Raw genomic sequence first — 20,934 nt, forward strand, 5'->3', positions numbered from 1 at the left:
CTGGTCAGGCGATACGTTCCAGCACCACCGGCGACGTCGTGAAGTCCGTGCCCGCAGGGGCGACGTCGTAGGAGCCCTCGATCGCCGCGAGGGCGTACTCGAAGCGGTCCGGGGTGTCCGTGTGGAGGGTCAGGAGGGGCTGGCCGGCCGTGACCGTGTCGCCCGGCTTCGCGTGCAGCTCGACGCCCGCGGCGGCCTGCACCGGGTCCTCCTTGCGGGCGCGGCCCGCGCCGAGGCGCCAGGCGGCGACGCCGACGTCGTAGGCGTCGAGGCGGGTCAGGACGCCGGAGGAGGCGGCCTTCACCACGTGCTGCTCCTTCGACGTGGGCAGGGCCGCGTCCGGGTCGCCGCCCTGGGCCGCGATCATGCGCCGCCAGACGTCCATCGCGGAGCCGTCGGCCAGCGCCTTCGCCGGGTCGGCGTCCGGCAGGCCCGCCGCGGCCAGCATCTCGCGGGCCAGGGCCAGGGTCAGCTCGACCACGTCGGAGGGGCCGCCGCCGGCCAGGACCTCGACCGACTCGCGGACCTCCAGGGCGTTGCCCGCGGTGAGGCCGAGCGGGGTCGCCATGTCGGTGAGCAGCGCGACCGTCTTCACGCCGTGGTCGGTGCCGAGGCCGACCATCGTCGACGCCAGCTCGCGCGCGTCCTCGATCGTCTTCATGAAGGCGCCCGAGCCGACCTTGACGTCCAGGACCAGGGAGCCCGTGCCCTCGGCGATCTTCTTGGACATGATGGAGGAGGCGATGAGCGGGATCGCCTCCACCGTGCCGGTGACGTCCCGGAGGGCGTACAGCTTCTTGTCGGCGGGTGCCAGGCCGTCACCCGCCGCGCAGATCACCGCGCCGGTGGTGTCCAGGACGTTCAGCATCTCCTCGTTGGAGAGGAGGGCGCGCCAGCCCGGGATGGACTCCAGCTTGTCCAGCGTGCCGCCGGTGTGGCCGAGGCCCCGGCCGGAGAGCTGGGGGACGGCCGCGCCGCACGCCGCCACCAGGGGCGCCAGCGGCAGCGTGATCTTGTCGCCGACGCCGCCCGTGGAGTGCTTGTCGGCGGTGGGGCGGGACAGGGACGAGAACTCCATCCGCTCGCCGGAGGCGATCATCGCGGCCGTCCAGCGGGCGATCTCGCCGCGGTTCATGCCGTTGAGCAGGATCGCCATCGCCAGCGACGACATCTGCTCGTCGGCCACCTCGCCGCGCGTGTAGGCGTCGATGACCCAGTCGATCTGCTCGCCGCTGAGTTCGCCGCGGTCCCGCTTGGTGCGGATGACGGAGATGACGTCCATGCCCATGTATGGCTTTCCTAACGGGATTGCGGGAGTTACTTGGTGAGGTGGTCCGGGCCGAAGGCCTGCGGGAGCATCTCCGACAGAGGGACGATCCCGGCCGGGGTGTCGAGCAGCAGCTCCGGGCCGCCGAACTCGTGCAGCAGCTGGCGGCAGCGCCCGCACGGGACGAGGACCGCGCCCTCGCCGTCGACGCAGACGAAGTGCGTCAGCCGCCCGCCGCCGGTCAGCCGGAGCTGCGAGACGAGCCCGCACTCGGCGCACAGGGAGATGCCGTAGCTGGCGTTCTCCACGTTGCAGCCGGTCACCGTGCGGCCGTCGTCGACCAGGGCGGCGGCGCCGACGGCGTACCCGGAGTAGGGGGCGTACGCCCGGGACATCGCGTCCCGGGCGGCCGCGCGCAGTCCGTCCCAGTCGACGGCCGTCACTTCCCCTGCCCCTTCCGGTACGGCATGCCGTTCGCCCTGGGCATCCGCAGCCGCTGGGCGGAGAGGGCGAGGACGACGAGGGTGACGACGTACGGCGTGGCGGAGACGACCTGGTTGGGGACGTCGTCGGTGGAGGCGTACCAGGCGAAGACCAGGGCGCCGACGAGCAGCGTGATCGCGGCCTTGGCGTACTTCTTGCGGATCGCGAGCCAGATGGCGCCGGCCACCAGCAGCAGCGCGCCGAGGAGCAGCAGGGCGTGCACGTTGGCGGAGCCGCCGCGCAGGTTGAGGCTGTCGGTGTAGCCGAAGAGCCCGGCGCCGATGGCGAGTCCGCCCGGCATCCAGTTGCCGAAGATCATCGCCGCGAGGCCGATGTAGCCGCGGCCGCTGGTCTGGCCCTCCAGGTAGAAGGGGTTGGCCACGATGGAGAGGAAGACGCCGCCGAGGCCGGCCAGACCGCCGGAGATGATCACGGCCAGGTACTTGTACTTGTAGACGTTGACGCCGAGCGACTCGGCAGCGATCGGGTTCTCGCCGCAGGAGCGCAGGCGCAGGCCGAACGGCGTGCGCCACAGGATGTACCAGGTGGCGGGGATCAGCGCGACGGCGATCAGGGTGAGCCAGGAGACGTTCGTGACCAGACCGCCGAGCAGGCCCGCGATGTCCGAGATCAGGAACCAGTGCCGGTCGTTCAGGCTCACCAGCCCGTCGGAGAGGCCCGGCACCGTGAAGTGGCCGAGGGAGTCGACCGGCGGGGACTGCTTGGCCGAGCCGCCCTGGTGGCCCTCGAAGGCCAGCGGGGCGAGGTAGCGGGTGGCGCCGAGGGCGAGGATGTTGATGGCCACGCCGGAGACGATGTGGTTGACGTTGAAGGTGATCGTCACGATGGCGTGCAGCAGGCCGCCGAGCGCGCCGCCGACGATGCCGACGAGGACGCCGGTCCACGGGCCCCACTGGAAGCCGGCCCAGGCACCGAACCAGGTGCCGAGGATCATCATGCCTTCGAGGCCGATGTTGACCACGCCCGCGCGCTCGGCCCACAGGCCGCCGAGACCGGCGAGGCCGATCGGCACGGCGAGCTGGAGCGCGGTGGACATCTGGCTGACGTTGGTGATGCCGTTGGCGCCGGTGATGAGGCGGACGATGGAGGTCAGCGCCAGGGCGCCGGCGATGACCAGCATCAGGACCCCCAGCGAGATCCGGCGGCCGGCCGGCGCGCCGTGCTCCAGCGTGGGCTGGTTGAGGTCGGTTGCGGTGGTCATCGGCCAGCCACCTCCTTCTTGGTGTTGTCGGTGGCGCCGAGGACGTGTCCGGCGGCCAGCTCGGCGCCGACCCGGCGCTGCTGGCGGCGCAGACCCCACTCGCGGACGGCCTCGTAGGAGACGACGACCGAGAGGACGATCAGGCCCTGCATGATGACCGCGATCTCCTTGTCGTAACCGTGGAAGTCCAGTTCGGGCGAGGCCTTGTCGAGCCAGGCCCACAGCAGGGCGGCGAAGGCGATGCCGACCGGGCTGTTGCGGCCGAGCAGGGCGATGCCGATGCCGAGGAAGCCGATGCCGGTGGGGAAGTTGAGGCTGTAGGTGTGGGTGTCGCCGAGCAGGATCGGCAGGCCCGCGAGACCGGCGAGGCCGCCGGAGAGGAGCATCGCGGTGAGCACCATGCGCTTGGGGTCGACACCGCTGGCCGCGGCGGCGGACTCGGAGGCGCCGGAGGCGCGCAGGTCGAAGCCGAAGCGGGTGCGGTTGAGGACGACCCAGTAGGCGATGCCGAGGAGCACGGCGAGGACGACCAGGCCGTAGATCTCGCCGGCCGCGCCCATGTCGATGCCGGGGACCCAGCCGGACTCGTGCATCTCGCCGGTGGTGTTGTTGTTGCCGATCTTCACGCCGAAGACGTCCGGCAGCCACAGGTAGCCGATGACGGAGGTGGCGATGGCGTTCAGCATGATCGTCGCGACGACCTCGCTGACGCCGCGGGTGACCTTCAGGACACCGGCGATGCCGGACCAGAAGGCGCCGGTGCACACGGCGGTCAGGAGCAGCAGCGGGATCTGGAGGAACGCCGGCAGGTTGGCGTGCGCGCCGACGATCGCGGCCATCATGGCGGCGAGCTGGTACTGGCCGTCGACGCCGATGTTGAACAGGTTCATCCGGAAGCCGATGGCGACCGCCAGGGCGGCGATGTAGTACATCGACGCCTGGTTGATGATCAGGACCTGGATGTCGGAGAATCCGGCCTGCTCGAACATCAGGGCGAACGGTTCGACCGGGTTCTTGCCCGAGGCGATCAGGACGATCGCGCTGAGCACGAAGGCCACGGCGAGCGCGATGACCGGCCCGGCCACCGCGAGGAGCACGCGCTCCTTGTCGAACTTCTTCATCAGCGGGCCTCGTCTTCCGCACCCGGACCGTCGTCGGCCGGCGTCTCTTCGTGTTCCAGGTGGCCGCTCGCGGCGCCGGTCATCGCCGAGCCCAGCTCCTCGGGGGTGATGGAGGCGGGGTCGGCGTCGGCCACGAGCCTGCCGTCGTAGATCACCCGGAGGGTGTCGGACAGGCCGATCAGCTCGTCCAGGTCGGCGGAGATCAGCAGGACGGCGAGTCCCTCGCGGCGGGCCTCCCGGATGTGGTCCCAGATCGCGGCCTGCGCGCCGACGTCCACACCGCGGGTGGGGTGGGCGGCGATCAGGAAGCGCGGCTTGTGGCTCATCTCGCGGCCGACGATCAGCTTCTGCTGGTTGCCGCCGGAGAGCGAGGCGGCGGTGACGTCGATGCCGGGGGTGCGGACGTCGTACGTCTCGACGATGCGGCGGGTGTCCTCCTGGGAGCCCTTCGGGTCCAGCCAGACGCCCTTGCTGTTGGGCTTCTCGGTGACGTGGCCGAGGATGCGGTTCTCCCAGAGGGGCGCTTCCAGGAGCAGGCCGTGGCGGTGGCGGTCCTCGGGGATGTAACCGACGCCCTGCTCGCGGCGCTTGCGGGTGGGCAGCGCGGTGATGTCCTCGTCGAGGAAGCGGATGGAGCCGGAGTCCGCGTGGCGCAGGCCGATGAGCGCGTCGACCAGCTCGGTCTGGCCGTTGCCCTCGACGCCGGCGATGCCCAGCACCTCACCGGCGTGGATGGTGAAGGAGATGTCGTCCAGCAGGGCCTTGCCGCCCGGGGCCGCCAGGCGCAGCGTGTCGACGGTGAGCACCGGGCGGTCGGTGACCGTGGACTCGGCGGTCTCCGGGGTGGGCAGTTCGCTGCCGACCATCAGCTCGGCGAGCTGGCGCGGGGTGGTCTCGGCGGGGACGGCGGTGCCGACCGTGGTGCCCCGGCGGATGACGGTGATCTCGTCGGCGACCGACAGGACCTCGCCCAGCTTGTGGGAGATGAAGATGACGGACAGGCCCTCGGCCTTCAGCCCGCGCAGGTTGTCGAAGAGGGCGTCCACCTCCTGCGGCACGAGCACGGCGGTCGGCTCGTCCAGGATCAGCGTGCGGGCGCCGCGGTAGAGGACCTTGAGGATCTCCACGCGCTGCCGGGCGGCCACGCCCAGCTCCTCGACCAGGAGGTCGGGCTTGACGCCGAGGCCGTACCGCTCGGAGATCTCCTTGATCTTCCGGCGGGCCTTGGCGCCGATGCCGTACAGCTTCTCGCTGCCGAGGACCACGTTCTCCAGGACCGTGAGGTTGTCGGCGAGCATGAAGTGCTGGTGGACCATGCCGATGCCGCGGGCGATGGCGTCGGCGGGCGAGGAGAAGGCCACCTGCTCGCCGTCGACCGCGATGGTGCCCTCGTCCGGCTTCTGCATGCCGTAGAGGATCTTCATCAGCGTCGACTTGCCGGCGCCGTTCTCGCCGACGAGGGCGTGCACGGTGCCCTTGTGGACGGTGAGGTGGATGTCGTGATTGGCCACGACACCGGGGAACCGCTTGGTGATCCCGGCGAGTTCGACGGCGGTCACCGGTTCCTTGACCGCCGCTTCGGCCGGAGGGCTGCTGGACGCGTTGATGGCGCACACTCCTGGGGACGGGGGCCGTCTACGCGCGTAGCGCCCCTACGGCATCTAAAAGCGGCGGCGGCACATCGACACGACGGGGTACGAGGAGGGCCGGATGCTCCCTCCCCGTACCCCGCCGAGCGGTGCGACCGGCGCGGTTACACGCTGTTCGAGGTATTGCTGGTCAGCTGCTGGGTGCTCAGCTGCTCTTGACCTTGATCTCGCCGCTGATGATCTTCTCCTTGGCCGTCTTGATGGCTGCCTGGAGCTCGGCGTCGTCCGCGAACTTCGGGTTGGAGTCCGAGAGACCGACCTCGCCGGACTTCAGATCGCCCCGAACGATACCCGTCTCCGGCTTGCCGTCCTCGACGGACTTCGCGAGGTTGTATACGGCCTTGGCGACGTCCTTGGTGGCCGAAGTCAGGATGTAGTCCTTGTACTTGGCGAGGGCTTCCTGCTTGTACTGGTCGGAGTCGACGCCGATCGCCCAGATCTTCTTGGCGGCGGCGGCCTCGATCACGCCCTGGCCGGAGAGACCGGCGGCCGCGTAGACCACGTCGGCCTTCTTCTCTATCTGGCCCTCGGCGGCGGTCTTGCCCTTGTCGGGGCTGGAGAAGCCGCCCTCCTCCGCGGTCTGCGTGAGGTACTGGGAGAGGACCTTGACCTTGGGGTCGGTGTCCTTGACGCCCTGCGCGAAGCCGGCCTGGAACTTGTGGATCAGCGGGATGTCCACGCCGCCCACGAAGCCCACGGTGTCGGTCTTGGTGGTCTTGGCCGCGGCGACGCCGGCGAGGTAGGAGGCCTGCTCCTCGTTGAAGACCAGGTCCGCGACGTTCTTCGACTCGATCGTGGCGTCGTCCACGATGCCGAAGGTGGTGTCCGGGTACTTCTCCGCGGCGTTCTTGATCGCGGCGGCGTACGCGTAGCCGACACCGACGACCGGGTTGTGGCCCTGCTTGGCCAGGGAGACCAGGCGCTGCTCCTTGTCGGCGTCGGTCTCGCCGTCGGTGGGCTCGACGTCGGCGGTCTCGTAGCCGAACTCCTTCTTCGCCTGCTCCAGACCGGCGTACGCGGCGTCGTTGAAGGACTGGTCGCCCTTGCCGCCGACGTCGTAGGCGATGGCGAGGCCCTTGTCGCCGTCGGAGTCCGACCCCGAGGAGGTCGAGGTACCACCGCAGGCGGAGAGCGCGAGGGCGAGGGAGGCGGTCGCTGCGCCTGCGACCGTGATCCGGGAAATCCGGCGCATGTCTGGTGCTCCTGTCGTACAAGCGCCTGGGACGGTTCGGCTGCGGCGCTGGTTTCGCCGCAGATTAACGCGCGTAGACCTGCCTGAAAACCCCTTCTGTCCACCTTGTTATCCGCCCGTGAGCTAGGGGGCCCGGAGGAGCCGGAAAGTCTTGCCGGACGCAAACGGAGGGTGGCGGAGGGTGACGCAGCGGGCGGTGCCGGGAGCCCGGCCGGGGCATGCCGAAGCGGGCGGGCGCCCGGGGCGCCCGCCCGCTTCAGGAAGTGCCGTGGAGGCCCGCGCTACTCGGTCTTCACCTTGATCGAGCCGCCGGTGATGCCCTCCTTGGCCTTGGCCACGGCGTCCTTGGCGCCCGCGACCTCGGCGAACTTCGGGTTGCTGTCGGACAGGCCCACCCCGTCCGACTTCAGGTCGAAGGTCTGGGTGCCGTTCAGCGGCTTGCCGTCCTCGACGGACTTGGCCAGCGCGTAGACCGCCCCGTTGATGTCCTTGAGGGCGGAGGTCAGGATGAAGTCCTTGTAGGCCGCGAGGGCCTCCTGCTCGTACTGGTCCGAGTCGACGCCGATCGCCCAGACCTTCGCCTTGGCGGCCGCCTCGATCACGCCCTGCCCGGACAGGCCGGCCGCCTGGTAGACGACGTCGGCCTTCTTCTCGATCTGCCCCTCGGCCGCCGCGCGGCCCTTGTCGGGGCTGGAGAAGCCGCCCTCCTCGGCGGTCTGCGTCAGGTACTGCGAGATGACCTTGACCTTGGGGTCGGTGTCCTTGACGCCCTGCTCGTAGCCCGCCTCGAACTTGTGGATCAGCGGGACGTCCACACCGCCCACGAAGCCCACCGTCTTGGTCTTGGTGGCCTTGGCGGCGGCGACGCCGGCGAGGTAGGACGCCTCGTTCTCGGCGAAGACGAGGGAGGCCACGTTCTTGCCCTCGACGACCGAGTCGACGATGCCGAAGGTGGTGTCCGGGTACTTGGCGGCGACCGCCTTCATCGCCGGGCCGTAGGCGAAGCCGACGCCGATGACGGGGTTGTAGCCCTGCTTGGCCAGGGAGGTCAGACGCTGTTCCTTGTCGGCGTCCGTCTCACCGTCGGTGGGCTCGATGTCGGCGGTCTTGTAGCCGAACTCCTTCTTCGCCCGCTCCAGACCGGCGTACGCGGCGTCGTTGAAGGACTGGTCGCCCTTGCCGCCGATGTCGTACGCGATGGCGAGGCCCTTGTCGTCCTTGCCGTCTCCGCTGTCGCTGCTGGTGCCTCCGCAGGCCGTGGCGGCGAGTGCGAGCGACGCGGCCCCCACCGCGACGCGGGTGAGTCTCGATATCCGACGCATCTGAAGTTCCCCATTCTCCAAAGCCCCGCAGCGGGCGCTCGGTTCGGCGCAGATTAACGCGCGTAGAAACTCCTGGGAACGGGGTTCCCCGTGGCCGTTACCCATTCGTGCCGCTGGCCGGTTACGCCCTTGTGAACGACCGCATCAGGCTGCCCCCGGCCCGCCGCGGCCGCAACCGCGACGGGCCCGGTGGACGGGTGCCGCTCAGTTGACGGCGTCGATGAGCGCCGCCGCGGTGAACATCTCCACGCCGACGGTGATGGCGTGCTCGTCCACGTCGAAGTCGCCCTGGTGCAGGTCGCGGACGGTGCGCTCGCCGGGCGGGCGGACGCCGAGGCGGGCCATGGCGCCGGGCACGTGCTCCAGGTACCAGGAGAAGTCCTCGCCGCCCAGGCTCTGCTCGGTGCTCTCCACGGAGTCCGTGCCCAGCCGGGCGATCATGGCGGTCTGGAGGAGTTCGACGCTGGTCACCTCGTTGACGACCGGCGGGACGCCCCGTACGTAGGTGATCTCGGACTTCGCCCGGTACAGGTTGGCGATCTCGTCGATGGCGCCCACCACCAGGTCGGGGGCCTGGCGCCAGGCGTCGAGGTCGAGGCAGCGGACCGTCCCGGCGAGTTCGGCGTGCTGCGGGATGACGTTCGGTGCGTGGCCGGACTCGACCCGGCCCCAGGTCAGGGCGAGGCCGCTGCGGCTGTCCACGCGCCGGGCGACGAGCGAGGGCACGTCGGTGACCACCCGCGCGGCGGCGGTGACCAGGTCGGTCGTCAGGTGCGGGCGGGCGGTGTGGCCGCCGGGGCCGTTGAGGGCGATCTCCAGCCGGTCGCAGGCGGAGGTGATGGGCCCCACCCGCAGTCCGATCCGCCCGGCGTCCACCCGGGGGTCGCAGTGCACGGCCAGGATCCGGCGCACGCCGTCGAGCGCGCCGCCCTCGATCGCGTCGGCGGCACCGCCGGGCAGCACCTCCTCGGCGGGCTGGAAGACCAGCCGCACGGGCCGGGGCAGCAGTCCCTGCTCGTGCAGCGCGGCGAGGACCAGTCCGGTGCCGAGGACGACGGTGGTGTGCACGTCGTGGCCGCAGGCGTGGGCGCGGTCCGGCACCCGCGAGTGGTACGGGCAGTCGCTCTTGGTGTCCGGGATGGGCAGCGCGTCGATGTCGGCCCGCAGGGCGAGCATGCGCGGCCCGCCGGCCCACTGTCCCGAGTCGGTGTTGGTGCCGATGTCGCAGACGAGCCCGGTTCCGACCGGAAGTACGCGCGGCTTGAGGCCGGCCCGTTCGAGCCGTTCCTTGATCGCGGCGGTGGTTCGGAACTCCTGGTTGCCCAGCTCGGGGTGCATGTGCAGGTCGCGGCGGAAGGCCACAAGCTCTGCGCGCAACGCCTCAGGCAACGTACCGGGAAGTTGCGCTTCCCCTGACGGATCGGCCTCGGTCTCACGGGACATCAGTTGCTTCACCCTCTGAAGGGTAGGACGCCGGGGTGGTCAACTGTCCCGCGATCAACAAAATTTCAGCCCGCTGGGCGAAGAAAGTTGGCCGCTCGGCGCATGGCTCTCAACGGGGGTGGGTACACTCACCCGCTTCTGGCCTCGGCACCCGGCTCCGTCTTTCCTGTTTACTTGCTCCTCTCACGCATACCACGGTACGGCTGAGCCACGCTGGACCGTCCACGTGAGATGGCCCGTGAGACGCCCATGAGACGGCCTACCCCGCGTGCGCCACCGACGGCAGCCGGTGGACGTCCCGGGCCGAGCCCGTGACCCCGGACAGGAAGCCCCGGGCCCGCGGTGAGGCGTGCTGGGTGAGCCAGGCGGGGTCGATGTCGCAGACCGCGACGCGGACCTCGGTGCCGGCCAGGGCCAGCGGCAGGGTGTGGACGACGGTGGACGGGAAACTGAGGACCGTTCGGCCGATCGGGCCGCGGCGGGCGATCAGCTCCAGCGGGAGGTCGGGGCGGACGATCTGGAGGCCCGTCTCCACGGCCAGCCGGTGCAGCTTCTCGGCGCTCTCGCGGCGGTGCGCGAAGTAGCGGGCCGCCCCGTGCGTCCTCGCCAGGCCGCGTACGGCGTCGAGGTAGCGGTCGGCGTCGACCACACCCGTCTCGACCAGGGAGGTGCCGACCATGTCGGCGCCCTTGGTGATGCGCGGCGGGCCGAAGCGGGCGCGGGTCCAGGCGAAGTCGTTCGCGGTGACGGTGACACCGTCCGGGACGTCCTCGATCGGCATGGAGGAGAAGACCGAGACCTGCCGGTCGCGGGTCGGGGTCAGGCGGTGCCGGGCGGACCGGGAGACGGGCGCGAAGAGCAGGTCGCGCGGGCCGGGCCGGCTGCCCTTGCGGTGCCAGCGCACCAGGCGTTCGCCCTGGGCGAGCTGGGTGACGAACTCCATCGTGGCCGTGCCGTCGTCGACGACGACGAGGTCGTGGGCGCGGGTGATGGTCAGGAGCAGTTGGACGTAGCGGGAGAAGGGGTCGCCCATCACGACCCGTTCGGCCTGGCGCAGGGCGGTGGTGAGGCCGCCGACCGTGCGGAAGGGTGCCGTGGCTCCGCCCCGGGCCTCCTCCCAGCGGATCGCGTGGCCCTCCTTGCGGGCCAGTTCCGCCATGCGGCGCAGCTGACCGCGGGTCATCGGGTCCACGGGGGACAGCACCACGAGGGTGAGCTCCGCGCCGGGTGCGCGGGTGTGCGCCCACTCCAGCACGTTCAGCAGTTGTACCGGGCTCTCGACGAAGGCGAGAGTGCGGGGGCCGGCATTCCCGGCGCGGGGGCTCATCGGCGTACGACCGTCCCGTGGTGAGGGCCTTGTGGGGTGGTGGGGCCTGGTGTCAGACGGTGACGGGCTCGCCCGCGGCGTCGGCGATCTCCGCCTCGGCGACGACACCGGTGACGCGGCGCAGCTTCTTCATCGGGCCCAGCTCGGACTCGTAGACCTTCTTGACGCCGTCGCCGAGGGAGGCCTCGATGGTGCGGATGTCGCGGACCAGGCGGGTCAGGCCCTGCGGCTCGACGGAGGCGGCCTGGTCGGAGCCCCACATGGCGCGGTCGAGGGTGATGTGGCGCTCGACGAAGGTGGCGCCGAGGGCGACGGCGGCGAGCGTGGTCTGGAGGCCGGTCTCGTGGCCGGAGTAGCCGATCGGGACGTTCGGGTACTCCTGCTGGAGGGTGTTGATGACCCGCAGGTTCAGCTCCTCGGCCTGCGCCGGGTACGTCGACGTGGCGTGGCACATGAGGATGTTGTCGCTGCCCAGGACCTCGACCGCGTGGCGGATCTGCTTCGGGGTGGACATGCCGGTGGAGAGGATGACGGTGCGGCCGGTGGCGCGCAGGGCGCGCAGCAGCTCGTCGTCGGTCAGCGAGGCGGAGGCGACCTTGTGGGCGGGGACGTCGAACTTCTCCAGGAAGGCGACGGCCTCGGTGTCCCACGGGGAGGCGAACCAGGCGATGTTCTTGGTCTTGCAGTACTCGTCGATCTGGCGGTACTCGTCCTCGCCGAACTCCACGCGGTGGCGGTAGTCGATGTACGTCATCCGGCCCCAGGGGGTGTCCCGCTCGATGTCCCACTGGTCGCGCGGGGTGCAGATCTCGGGGGTGCGCTTCTGGAACTTGACGGCGTCGCAGCCGGCCTCGGCGGCGGCGTCGATCAGCTTGAAGGCGTTCTCCAGCTCGCCGTTGTGGTTGATGCCGATCTCACCGGTGACGTAGACGGGGCGGCCGGGGCCGGCCTCGCGGGTACCGAAGGTGCGGATGCGGGAGTTGGTGCTCATGGCAGTGGTTCCTTACCTGGACTGGGTGATCGTGGGGGATTCGAGGGAGTCGGGGGTGTCGAGGGAGTCGAGCGAGGGGCCGAGGAGCCAGCTCGCGATCTCCCGGATGGCGCCGTCGCCGCCGGGGACGGTGGTGACCGCGCGGGCCGCGCCGCGTACGGCGTCGTGGGCGCTGGCGACCGCCACGGGCCAGCCGACGAGGGCGAAGCACGGGAGGTCGTTGACGTCGTTGCCGACGTAGAGCACGCGTTCGGGCGCGATGCCCTGTTCCTCGCACCACTGCTTGAGCGCGAGGTCCTTGCGGTCGATGCCGTGCAGCACGGGGAGCTTGAGCTTGCGCGCGCGGGCGGCGACGACCGGGTTCACCTCCGTGGACAGGATCAGCATCGTCAGGCCGCTGCGGCGCAGGGCCGCGATGCCGAGTCCGTCGCCGCGGTGCACGGAGACGAACTCCCGTCCGTCGGAGTCGATCAGCACCCGGTCGTCGGTCTGGGTGCCGTCGAAGTCGAGGACGACCGCGTCGATGTCACGCGCGGTCGGGAGGGCGCCGGGCCGGGCGGCGTCGAAGTGCGGCGCCAGGGCCCGGGCGCGGGCCAGGTCGTGCGGGTCGTCGATCTCCAGGACGCGGGCCGGGTCGGTGCGGACCAGTTCGGTGCGGCCGAAGAAGCGGTGCCCGTGCTTGCGGAAGCCGGGGGCGGCCATGGCGTAGGCGGCGCCGGTCTCCAGCAGGTCCTGGGGGCGGTCCTGGCGGCGGGGGCGGTACGACTTGTCGTGGTTGACGCCGTAGCCGCCGTCGGGGCCGCCGGCTCCTTCGGGCTCGTCGCCGCCGTCGCGCCACACGAAGCCGTGGAACGGCGCCACCGTCACCGCGGTGTCGGCGCCGGCCTCGGCGACCGCGCCGGCCACCCCGTCGATGTCCTCGCGGACGATGAAGGGGCTGGTGCACTGCACGAGCAGCACCACGTCGACGGCGGAGCCGTGCAGGGCCTCGTGGGCGTCCATGGCGTGCAGCACGGCGGCCTCGGAGGTGGCCGTGTCCCCGGCGATGGCGGCGGGCCGCAGCACGACCTCGGCGCCCGCCTCCTTGGCCGCCGCGGCGATGGTCTGGTCGTCGGTGGAGACGACGACGTCCGTCACCAGGCGGGCGGCCCGGCATTCGCGCACCGCGCGGGCCACGAGCGGGACGCCGCCGACGGGGGCGAGGTTCTTCGCGGGCACTCCCTTGGAGCCGCCGCGCGCGGGGATCACCGCGAGCACCCGGCGCACCGAAGCGCCCTGGCCCGCTTGCGGGTTGGACATGGGGTCTGCTCCTTGTGCGGGGACGTGTGCCTGGATCTGGGCGGAGGTGGAGGTTCGGGGGGCGGTCACAGCTCCCCCATGCGCCGGATCACCGGGGCGACCCGCTGGACGCCGTGGCGGTAGGCGCCGCGTGCCGCCCTGCGCACGACCTGGCGGACGGGGCCGGGCTCGCGGTCGGCGGCCGGGGCGCCGGGCAGCGGGGTGCCGTCGGGGGCGAGGTGGTGGCGGGCGAGGATGCCGGGCAGGTAGCCGGGGGCGGTGACCGGTGTGTAGTACGGGGCGAGCGGGGGCAGGGCGCCCCGCAGGGCGGCGATGCGGTCGCGGGCCTCGTCGAAGGCGGTCGCGTACTCCCCGTCCGCCGCGACGCCCTGCCGGGCGACCCACTCGGCGTCGGGTGCCGGGCGGTGGCCCTCGTCGAGCTGGTCCCAGGAGGCGAGGCAGCCGGAGCCGACGAAGTGGTGGTTGCCGAGCGCCTCGCGCACGCCGAGGTCGGTGAGGACGACGGTGGGGATGCGGCGGTGCAGGGATTCGAGGGCCGCGGTGGAGCTGATGGTGACCAGCAGGTCGGTGCGGTCCAGGACCTCGCCCATGTGCCCGTAGACCAGGCGGAAGTTGGGCGGCGGGTCGGCCCGCTGCACCAGCTTCTGGTACGGCAGCTCCTCGATGTGCGTGGTGTGCTCGCCGGGCTTGGAGCGCAGCTTGAGCAGCACCTCGCGCTCGGGGTGGCGGCGGGCGTGCCGGATCAGCCGTTCGAGGAGGTACGTACGGTCCTTGCGGCTGTCCGGCACGGAGGGCTGGGCGGCGAAGACGACCGTGTAGGGGCGGCCGGTGCCGTCGGGCTCGCCCCGGTATCCCGCCCCGCCCAGGAAGGGCAGGGCCACCTCGGTCACGGCGGCGGCGTCGGCGCCGACCCCTTCGTACACGGACCGGAAACGCTCCGCGTCCTGGCGGGAGTTGGCGAGGACGAGGTCGGCGCCGTGGCGCAGCAGCAGGCCGTCGGCGAGCTTCTCGTAGACGACGCCGACGTAGCCGGTGACGACCACGGGCCGGTCGGCGCGCTCCCGCCAGACGCGGCCGAGGCCGTGCAGCATCGCCTGGACGCCGCCGCCGACCAGGGCGAGGACGAGGACGTCGTAGGAGTCCTCGCCCGTCGCCGCCTCCATGGCGCGCAGGAACTCGACGGCGGTCACCTCGCGGAGCGAGTCCGCGGTGACGCCGACCTCCCGCAGCTGGCGGGCGGTGGGGGTGGCTCGGCCGCGCAGGAGGTAGCCGTCGAGGCGGATGTCCTCCGATGCCGCGGGGGAGATCCGGGTCGCGGTGAGCGCGCCCCATTTCCACCGGGTGTCGGAGTCCGCCAGGACGGCGACTCGCAGGGCCTTCGTTGCACTTGCTGGCACGTCGTAGACGCTAGGAAGCCATTTCTAGGAACCGCCCAACCGGAATCCAACAAATGGTGAACAGCACATCGCCGAAAGGGGAATCAGGCGGCCCGGCGCCCGTAAGAATGTTCGCTTCACTGCTTCGCCACGCCGCGTTCACCTCACATCAAGGCGGCGGTCAAACCGAATGCCGGGCCGGCGCATAACGTCGCTCACGTGCCCAAGCTCTCCGTCATCGTGCCGTTCTACAACGTTCGGCAGTACGCACCAGACACCCTGCGGAGTCTGCGCGCAAACGCGCGGGACGACTTCGAATTCATTCTCGTCGACGACTGCTCGACCGACGGGACGGTGGACCTCCTCGCCCGTGCCGAGCGCGAGCTGCCGGGGGCGGTGCTGGTCATACACGAGAAGAACGGCGGCCTGGCGACCGCCCGCAACACCGGCATCGACCGGGCGCGCGGCGAGTACGTCGCCTTCCTGGACGGCGACGACTGGCTGGCGCCCGGCCACTGCGCCCGGCTGGTGGCCGCCATCGAGGGGCTGGACGTCGACTTCGTGCGCACCGACCACGTGCAGTGCACGGGGCGGGCCCGCACGCTGCACCGCGTCCCGCACGGCCGCCGCAACGTGGCGCTGCGTCCGCGCGACGCGATCCTGCCCGCGCACCGCTCGACCTCCGTGGACTACGCGTACGCGTGGGCGGGGATCTACCACCGGCGGCTGGCCGAGCGCGGTCTGCTGCACTTCACCGACGGACTGCGCACCGCCGAGGACCGGCCGTGGATCTGGAAGCTGCACCGGGAGGCGGACTCCTTCGCGGTGACCGGGCTGCTCGGCGCCTTCTACCGGCGCGGTGTGGCCTCCTCGCTCACCCAGATCGGCGACGTCCGCCAGCTCGACTTCATCCGCGCGTTCGACGAGGTCGTCGCGGGGGCGGCGGGTGACGCGGAGGCGGAGCTGCTGCTGCCCAAGGCCGTGCGGACGTACTGCGCGATCATTTCCCACCATCTCGGTTCCGTCGAAAGGTTCGAGCCTGCCGTGGCGCGGAAACTCAAGGAGATGAGCGCGGCGGCGCTGCGGCGGATGCCGCAGGACGCACTCGACGCCGCGCTCGGTTCGATGGACGCCGAGCGCGCCACACGACTGCGCCGGCTGCGCCGGCGTGCGGGGACGGAGGCGGCGGCATGACCACGCAGATCTTCCTGGCGTCGACGCTGTACGGCACGGCGACGCTCGCGGCGGCCCTGGACACCGGCTGCTTCGCCCCGGCCGACCGGCGGATCCTGCTGGTCTCCAACAACGCGGCGACGCCCGAGACGGCCCCGTCCGTCGACCGGATGCCGGGGTTCGAGCGGCTGCGCGACCGGTTCGACGACGTGGTGTCGTGGAACGAGGCGATCTTCCCCTTCCACCCCGGCGGCTGGTCGCCGCGGCTGGACGACGTACCGATGTGGGAGCGGCACCTGCGGCTGGCCTGGGGCATCGGCGACGACGACGTGGCGCTGACCGTGGAGTCGATCCAGGTGCACCCCGCGCTCGGCGTGGCGCAGATCTTCACCGACGCGCCGCTGACCGTCTACGCGGACGGGCTGATGAGCTACGGGCCCACCCGCACCAAGCTGGCCCCCCTGGTCGGCACGCGCGTCGAGCGGCTGCTCCACCTGGACCTGGTGCCGGGGCTCGCGCCGCTGCTGCTGACGGAGTTCGGCGTCGAGCCCGAGATCGTGCCGACCCCGGCGTTCACGAAGGTGCTCGCCGAGCTGGCGGAGACCGGCGCGGGTCTGCCGGACGTGGACCGGCCCGCGGTGCTGCTCGGCCAGTACCTCTCGGCGCTGGGGGTGCTCTCCGCCGAGGAGGAGGAAGACCTGCACGTACGGATGCTGACCGGCGCGGCGGCGCTCGGGCACACCCGCGTGGTGTTCAAGTCCCACCCGACCGCGCCGGCGCGGTTCACCAGGACGCTGGAGCGGGAGGCCGGGAAGCTCGGCGTCGAGCTGCACGTGGTGGAGACGCCGGTCCTCGCGGAGGTGCTGTTCCAGCGGACCCGCCCGGCACTGGTCGTCGGCTGTTTCTCCACGGCGCTGCTCACCGCGTCGACGCTGTACGGGCTGCCGGTGGCGCGGCTGGGCACCGAGACGCTGCTGGACCGGCTGACGCCGTACGAGAACAGCAACCGCGTGCCCGCGACCCTCGTGGACGCGCTGCTGCCGGACCTGTCCGACGCGGCGGCGGTCGCCGAGGGCGGGCCGGGCACCGGCGCCGACGAGCTGACCGGGCTGCTGCGGGCCGTGGGCTTCGCGATGCAGCCGAAGGTCCTGCCGGAGCTGCGCCCCGCCGCCGAGGAGTACCTCCGCACGAGCCTGACCCCCCGCACCTGGCGCTACTTCAAGAAGCGCCGCCTCACCTCGCTGGGCCTCCCCGGCGGCATCCCCGCCCGCCTGGGCTTCCTGCCGCACAACTCGACGGCCCGGAGGGTCGTGCGCCGGGCGCGGGCGATCCGTCGGTCCCTGGGGCGTTGAGGCGGCTGGGTGCCGGGTGCGTACGGGGCTCCTGGCCGGGGCGAGTGTTCACCCGGTGTCCGTCCCCCGGACACCCGCGGAGCGTTGGGCTGCGGCACATTCGGGCTCCGGTCGGAGAACGGTGGAGCGCATGTCGAAACCCCTGGCGGGATTGTTCAAGGCACGGCAGAAGGACGCCGCCAGGCCGGTGCTGTACGCGCGGAGCATGCGTCTGTGCGGTGAGCACCTCGCCGGGGAGGGCGACGGCGCCGGTGTCCCGCAGGTGCGGCTCACCCGGGCGATCGGCGTGTTCGCGGCCGCGCTGGACAGCCCGTCGGCCGACCCCTTCGACGCCCTGCTCCAGGTCGGCGAGCGTGCGCTGGAGGCGGGTGGGGAGCGCGGGCTGGGCCTGGCGCTCGGGCTCGCCGAGTCGTCGGCCGGGATCCGGCAGCGGTCCAAGGGCGCCTGGCGGCTGCGCGGCCTGGCGCTGGACGGGCTCGGCCGGGGTGACGAGGCGCTCCAGTGCTACGAGCGCTACGTCGCGCTCCTCGGCGGCGGCGCCCCGGCGCCCGAGGTCGCCCGCAGGATGGACACCCTGCGCCGCCGCCGGGCCTGCGTCGAAGCGGCCGTGGCGCTCTTCCCCGAGGCGGGCGCCGGTCTCGCCGCCCTGCTCCGCGAGCCCACCACGACCACCGCGGTCGTCGAACCCCGGTTCGCCTCCTTCGTACGGGAGCGGCTGGCCGAGCACGGCCCGGGCGACCCGGCGGTGCGGCGCCTGCTGGAGCTGCACGGCCGGCACCGGCGCCTCGTCGAGCAGGGCGCCGTACCCGAACCGCTGCTCGGCGGCGCCACCCCGGTCGGCGTGGCCGGTCTGCGGGGCCTGATCGCGGGGCGGACGGTGTGCCTGGTCGCGAACGCCGGGGACGTCGCCGCGAGCACCCTGGGCGCGGAGATCGACCGCTACGACCTGGTGGTGCGCTGCGACGGCTACCGGGTCCGCGCCGAGGGCACCGGCGAGCGCACCGGCCTGCACGCCGTCACGCTGCGGGGCGGTGCCCCCTGGGAGGAGCCCGCCTGGACGCGGCCGGCCGGCATCAGGCTGGTGTTCGGCGACCCGGCCGCCGACTGGCGCCGCGCCGTACGGACCCGGCTGGCGCCCGGGGCGCAGGAGCATGTCGGCGACGCCTCCCTGCGCCGCCCGCTCGCCGACCCGGCGCTGCTGGGCGAGGGCGGCTGGGAGCCGGCGACGACCACCGCCTTCACCGTGCTCAGGCTCCTGGACTTCCTGGACGCGAGCCCCCGCCTCGACCTGATCGGCTTCACCCTGCCCGGGCGGCTGCGGCCGAGGGAGGCCGAGTGGGTCATGGACCGCGCGACGCACGTCGACGACAGCAAGATGAGGATCGCCCTGCGATGACCCACTCCCCCGCCTCCGCGGACGACCGGAGCACCGTCACCGGCAGACGCCGGATCGCCTTCGCCGTCCACACCGACCGGGAGGGCCTCGACGGCCTCCCCACCCTGATACGCAGTCTGGTGCTGTCCAACCCGGGGGTGTGCGAGGACTTCGTGGTCCTCCATCCCGATCTGCCCGACGACGCGTTCGACGCGCTGCGGCCGCTGCATCCGCGCCTCGTCACCCGCCGCGCGGAGGCAGGCCGGGGGGACGTCTTCGGGCTGGAGGGGTACGACACCGTCGTCGTCCTCGACCCCGGCATGGTCGTCCTGGGCGACCTCGGCGAACTGCTGCGGATGCGCCACGGGGTGGCCGCGGTGCCGCGGTGGACGGACGCCGGGCCGGACGGGGAGCGGCGGGCGGTGCGGCCCGAGGGGCTGTTCGTCGTCCAGCGCGCGGACCTGGACGACGCCCTGACCGCGCGGCTCGCGTCCGGCGGGACCGTGGCACCGGACGGCGCCCCGACCCCGCTCGACGCGCGGTACGACTTCCCCGCCCGCCGCCTCCACGACGACCTGCCGGTGCCCGAGGACGTCGTCGTCCTGCGCTTCACGGGGCCGTCCGACACCCCCGGGCACGGCCCGGCGGCCGAGGCGCGGCGCCGTTTCGAGCTGGGCGACGAGGAGTTCCGCGCCGCCTTCCGCGCCCTGCGCGGCCGCAAGCACCCCGACCTGCTGGCGCACTACGCCCCGCCCCTGCTGAAGGCCCGCCCCTCGCTGGACCTGGCCCGCACGGTCGCCGACGTGTACCGCGGGCAGGGCCGGTACGACGAGGCGGTCGAGGTCCTCGCGCCCGTCGTGGCGGACCGGCTGGACGCGCCGCGCTGCCACGAGACCCTGGGCGTCTGCCTGATGGCGCTGTCCCGTTACGACGAGGCCGAGGCCCACCTGCTGCTGGCGGCCGCCTCCCCCGACGTCGCCCCGCGCGCCTTCGCGCAGCTCGCCCGGCTGGCCTGGCTCCTGGGCCGGGAGGCGGACGCGCACGCCTACGCCCGCGAGGGCCTGGACGCCGACCCGACCGACGCGGGCTGCCACGCCTGGTACGTCCGCACCCGGGCGCCGGAGCCGGAAGCCGCCGCCCCCGAGCCGGACCCCGCCGGACAGCTCGCGCACGTGGCGCTGTTCGCCGAGGGCGACGAGAACGCCGGGGACAAGGTCCTGCCCGAGGCCGTACGCCTGTGCTTCGGCACCGACACGGGCCCGGGCCACTGGTACCCGCAGCCGGTGCACCGGCTGGTCGACGAGGCGGCCCTGGAGCGGCTGAACGCGCGCCGCGGGGTGGTCGTGGGCGGCGGCGGGCTCTTCCTCCCGGACACCTCACCCAACGGCAACAGCCACTGGCAGTGGAACGTGCCGGACGACCTGCTGGCCCGCGTCACCGCGCCGCTCGCGGTGTTCGCGGTCGGGTACAACGTCTTCGACGGGCAGCTGTACCGGCGGCGCCGGTTCGCCGAGAGCCTGCGGGTCCTCGTGGAGCGGTCGGCGTTCTTCGGGCTGCGCAACCACGGCTCCATCGACCGGGTCCGCGAGCTGCTCCCCGCCTCGCTGCGCGACCGGGTGCGCTACCAGCCCTGCCCGACCACGGTGGCCCGGCAGCTGCTCCCGGGCCGCTTCGAGGCGGCCGAGCGGTCCGACACCGTCCTGGTCAACTGCGCCTACGACCGCGCGGGCCTGCGCTTCGGCCACGACTACGGTCACTTCCTCGCCCAGACGGCCCACGCGCTCGGCGCCCTGCGGGAGCGGGCGGACGTCCGGTACGCGGCGCACATGCCGGCCGACGAGCGGTTCGTGCACGACCTGCGCCGGGAGCACGGCATCGCCCTGCCCGTCGAGCGGCTCTACGCCCTGTCGAACGACGCGATCCGCGACCTGTACGCCCGTGCGCGGCTGGTGATCGGGATGCGCGGGCACGCCGGGATGATCCCGTTCGGCTGCGGGACCCCGATCCTGAGCCTCGTCTCCCATCCGAAGCTGGCCTACTTCCTTTCGGACATCGGGCGCCCGGAGTGGGGGCTGTCGGTGCACGACCGGGAGCTGGGAGCGCGCCTCGCGGAGCGGGCGTCCGCGGTGCTCGACGACCACGCGGCGGCGGTCGCCGACGTGCTCGGCGCGCAGGAATTCCTGTGGAAGACCACGCAGGCGAACCTCCAGGAACTGCGGAGCGTCTTCGACCCGAAGTGACCCCGGGCGCGAATCACCAAGAATTCACTTCCACCGCGAACGGAGTTCGCTTTTCCGCGCCCGATTGGACACCGGCGGATTCGGCGGCGTCGTTAGCCTGTT

General features: G+C 72.3%; 16 protein-coding genes. 4 read left to right on the forward strand and 12 right to left on the reverse strand.

Annotated features, from left to right (window positions below):
* Positions 1-4: 4 nt before the first annotated feature.
* From ACZ67M_RS14050 to ACZ67M_RS14105, 12 genes are all read right to left on the reverse strand, one after another.
* Complete coding sequence (locus tag ACZ67M_RS14050; protein WP_392099274.1) at positions 5-1,288, reverse strand: thymidine phosphorylase; 1,284 nt, start codon at positions 1,286-1,288, stop codon at positions 5-7.
* 29 nt (positions 1,289-1,317) lie between these two features.
* Positions 1,318-1,710: a cytidine deaminase gene (locus tag ACZ67M_RS14055; RefSeq protein WP_122615904.1), complete on the reverse strand. Its 393-nt coding sequence runs from the start codon at positions 1,708-1,710 to the stop codon at positions 1,318-1,320.
* On the reverse strand, positions 1,707-2,972 hold the full coding sequence (locus ACZ67M_RS14060; protein WP_361352539.1) for an ABC transporter permease: 1,266 nt from the start codon (positions 2,970-2,972) through the stop codon (positions 1,707-1,709). The genes ACZ67M_RS14055 and ACZ67M_RS14060 overlap by 4 nt, the downstream gene beginning before the upstream one ends.
* The gene (locus ACZ67M_RS14065; protein WP_307014768.1) at positions 2,969-4,093 is read right to left on the reverse strand and encodes an ABC transporter permease; all 1,125 of its coding nucleotides are present in this window, start codon (positions 4,091-4,093) and stop codon (positions 2,969-2,971) included. Before ACZ67M_RS14065 ends, ACZ67M_RS14060 begins: the two co-directional genes overlap by 4 nt.
* Entirely contained in the window at positions 4,093-5,652 is a 1,560-nt protein-coding gene (locus tag ACZ67M_RS14070; RefSeq protein WP_361352543.1) for an ABC transporter ATP-binding protein, read from the reverse strand. Before ACZ67M_RS14070 ends, ACZ67M_RS14065 begins: the two co-directional genes overlap by 1 nt.
* 235 nt (positions 5,653-5,887) lie before the next feature.
* Positions 5,888-6,934: a BMP family lipoprotein gene (locus ACZ67M_RS14075; RefSeq protein ID WP_122615900.1), complete on the reverse strand. Its 1,047-nt coding sequence runs from the start codon at positions 6,932-6,934 to the stop codon at positions 5,888-5,890.
* 281 nt (positions 6,935-7,215) lie between these two features.
* Positions 7,216-8,256, reverse strand: a complete 1,041-nt coding sequence (locus ACZ67M_RS14080; protein ID WP_361352546.1) for a BMP family lipoprotein — start codon at positions 8,254-8,256, stop codon at positions 7,216-7,218.
* A 204-nt stretch (positions 8,257-8,460) separates the two neighbouring features.
* Positions 8,461-9,699, reverse strand: a complete 1,239-nt coding sequence (locus ACZ67M_RS14085) for a M20 family metallopeptidase (protein ID WP_361353610.1) — start codon at positions 9,697-9,699, stop codon at positions 8,461-8,463.
* A gap of 259 nt (positions 9,700-9,958) precedes the next feature.
* A complete protein-coding gene (locus ACZ67M_RS14090; RefSeq protein ID WP_361352549.1) occupies positions 9,959-11,026 on the reverse strand; it encodes a hypothetical protein in 1,068 nt (355 codons plus the stop codon).
* Positions 11,027-11,078: 52 nt separating this feature from the next.
* Positions 11,079-12,017, reverse strand: coding sequence for an N-acetylneuraminate synthase family protein (locus ACZ67M_RS14095; protein WP_361352552.1), 939 nt, complete (start codon positions 12,015-12,017; stop codon positions 11,079-11,081).
* Positions 12,018-12,029: 12 nt separating this feature from the next.
* A complete protein-coding gene (locus ACZ67M_RS14100) occupies positions 12,030-13,316 on the reverse strand; it encodes a cytidylyltransferase domain-containing protein (protein WP_392010166.1) in 1,287 nt (428 codons plus the stop codon).
* Between the two features lie 65 nt (positions 13,317-13,381).
* Positions 13,382-14,713 carry a DUF6716 putative glycosyltransferase gene (locus ACZ67M_RS14105; protein ID WP_469851010.1) on the reverse strand — a complete coding sequence of 444 codons (1,332 nt, stop codon included), beginning with the start codon at positions 14,711-14,713 and terminating at the stop codon, positions 13,382-13,384.
* Between the two features lie 198 nt (positions 14,714-14,911).
* Between ACZ67M_RS14105 and ACZ67M_RS14110 the strand changes: the two genes are divergently transcribed.
* From ACZ67M_RS14110 to ACZ67M_RS14125, 4 genes are all read left to right on the forward strand, one after another.
* Positions 14,912-15,886, forward strand: coding sequence for a glycosyltransferase family 2 protein (locus ACZ67M_RS14110; RefSeq protein WP_469851012.1), 975 nt, complete (start codon positions 14,912-14,914; stop codon positions 15,884-15,886).
* A complete protein-coding gene (locus ACZ67M_RS14115) occupies positions 15,883-17,217 on the forward strand; it encodes a polysialyltransferase family glycosyltransferase (RefSeq protein ID WP_469851014.1) in 1,335 nt (444 codons plus the stop codon). The genes ACZ67M_RS14110 and ACZ67M_RS14115 overlap by 4 nt, the downstream gene beginning before the upstream one ends.
* A gap of 130 nt (positions 17,218-17,347) precedes the next feature.
* Positions 17,348-18,613: a hypothetical protein gene (locus ACZ67M_RS14120; protein WP_469851015.1), complete on the forward strand. Its 1,266-nt coding sequence runs from the start codon at positions 17,348-17,350 to the stop codon at positions 18,611-18,613.
* Complete coding sequence (locus ACZ67M_RS14125) at positions 18,610-20,832, forward strand: polysaccharide pyruvyl transferase family protein (RefSeq protein WP_469851017.1); 2,223 nt, start codon at positions 18,610-18,612, stop codon at positions 20,830-20,832. The genes ACZ67M_RS14120 and ACZ67M_RS14125 overlap by 4 nt, the downstream gene beginning before the upstream one ends.
* Positions 20,833-20,934 lie beyond the last annotated feature (102 nt).

The sequence above is a fragment of the Streptomyces sp. NPDC107500 genome, from assembly GCF_055582785.1.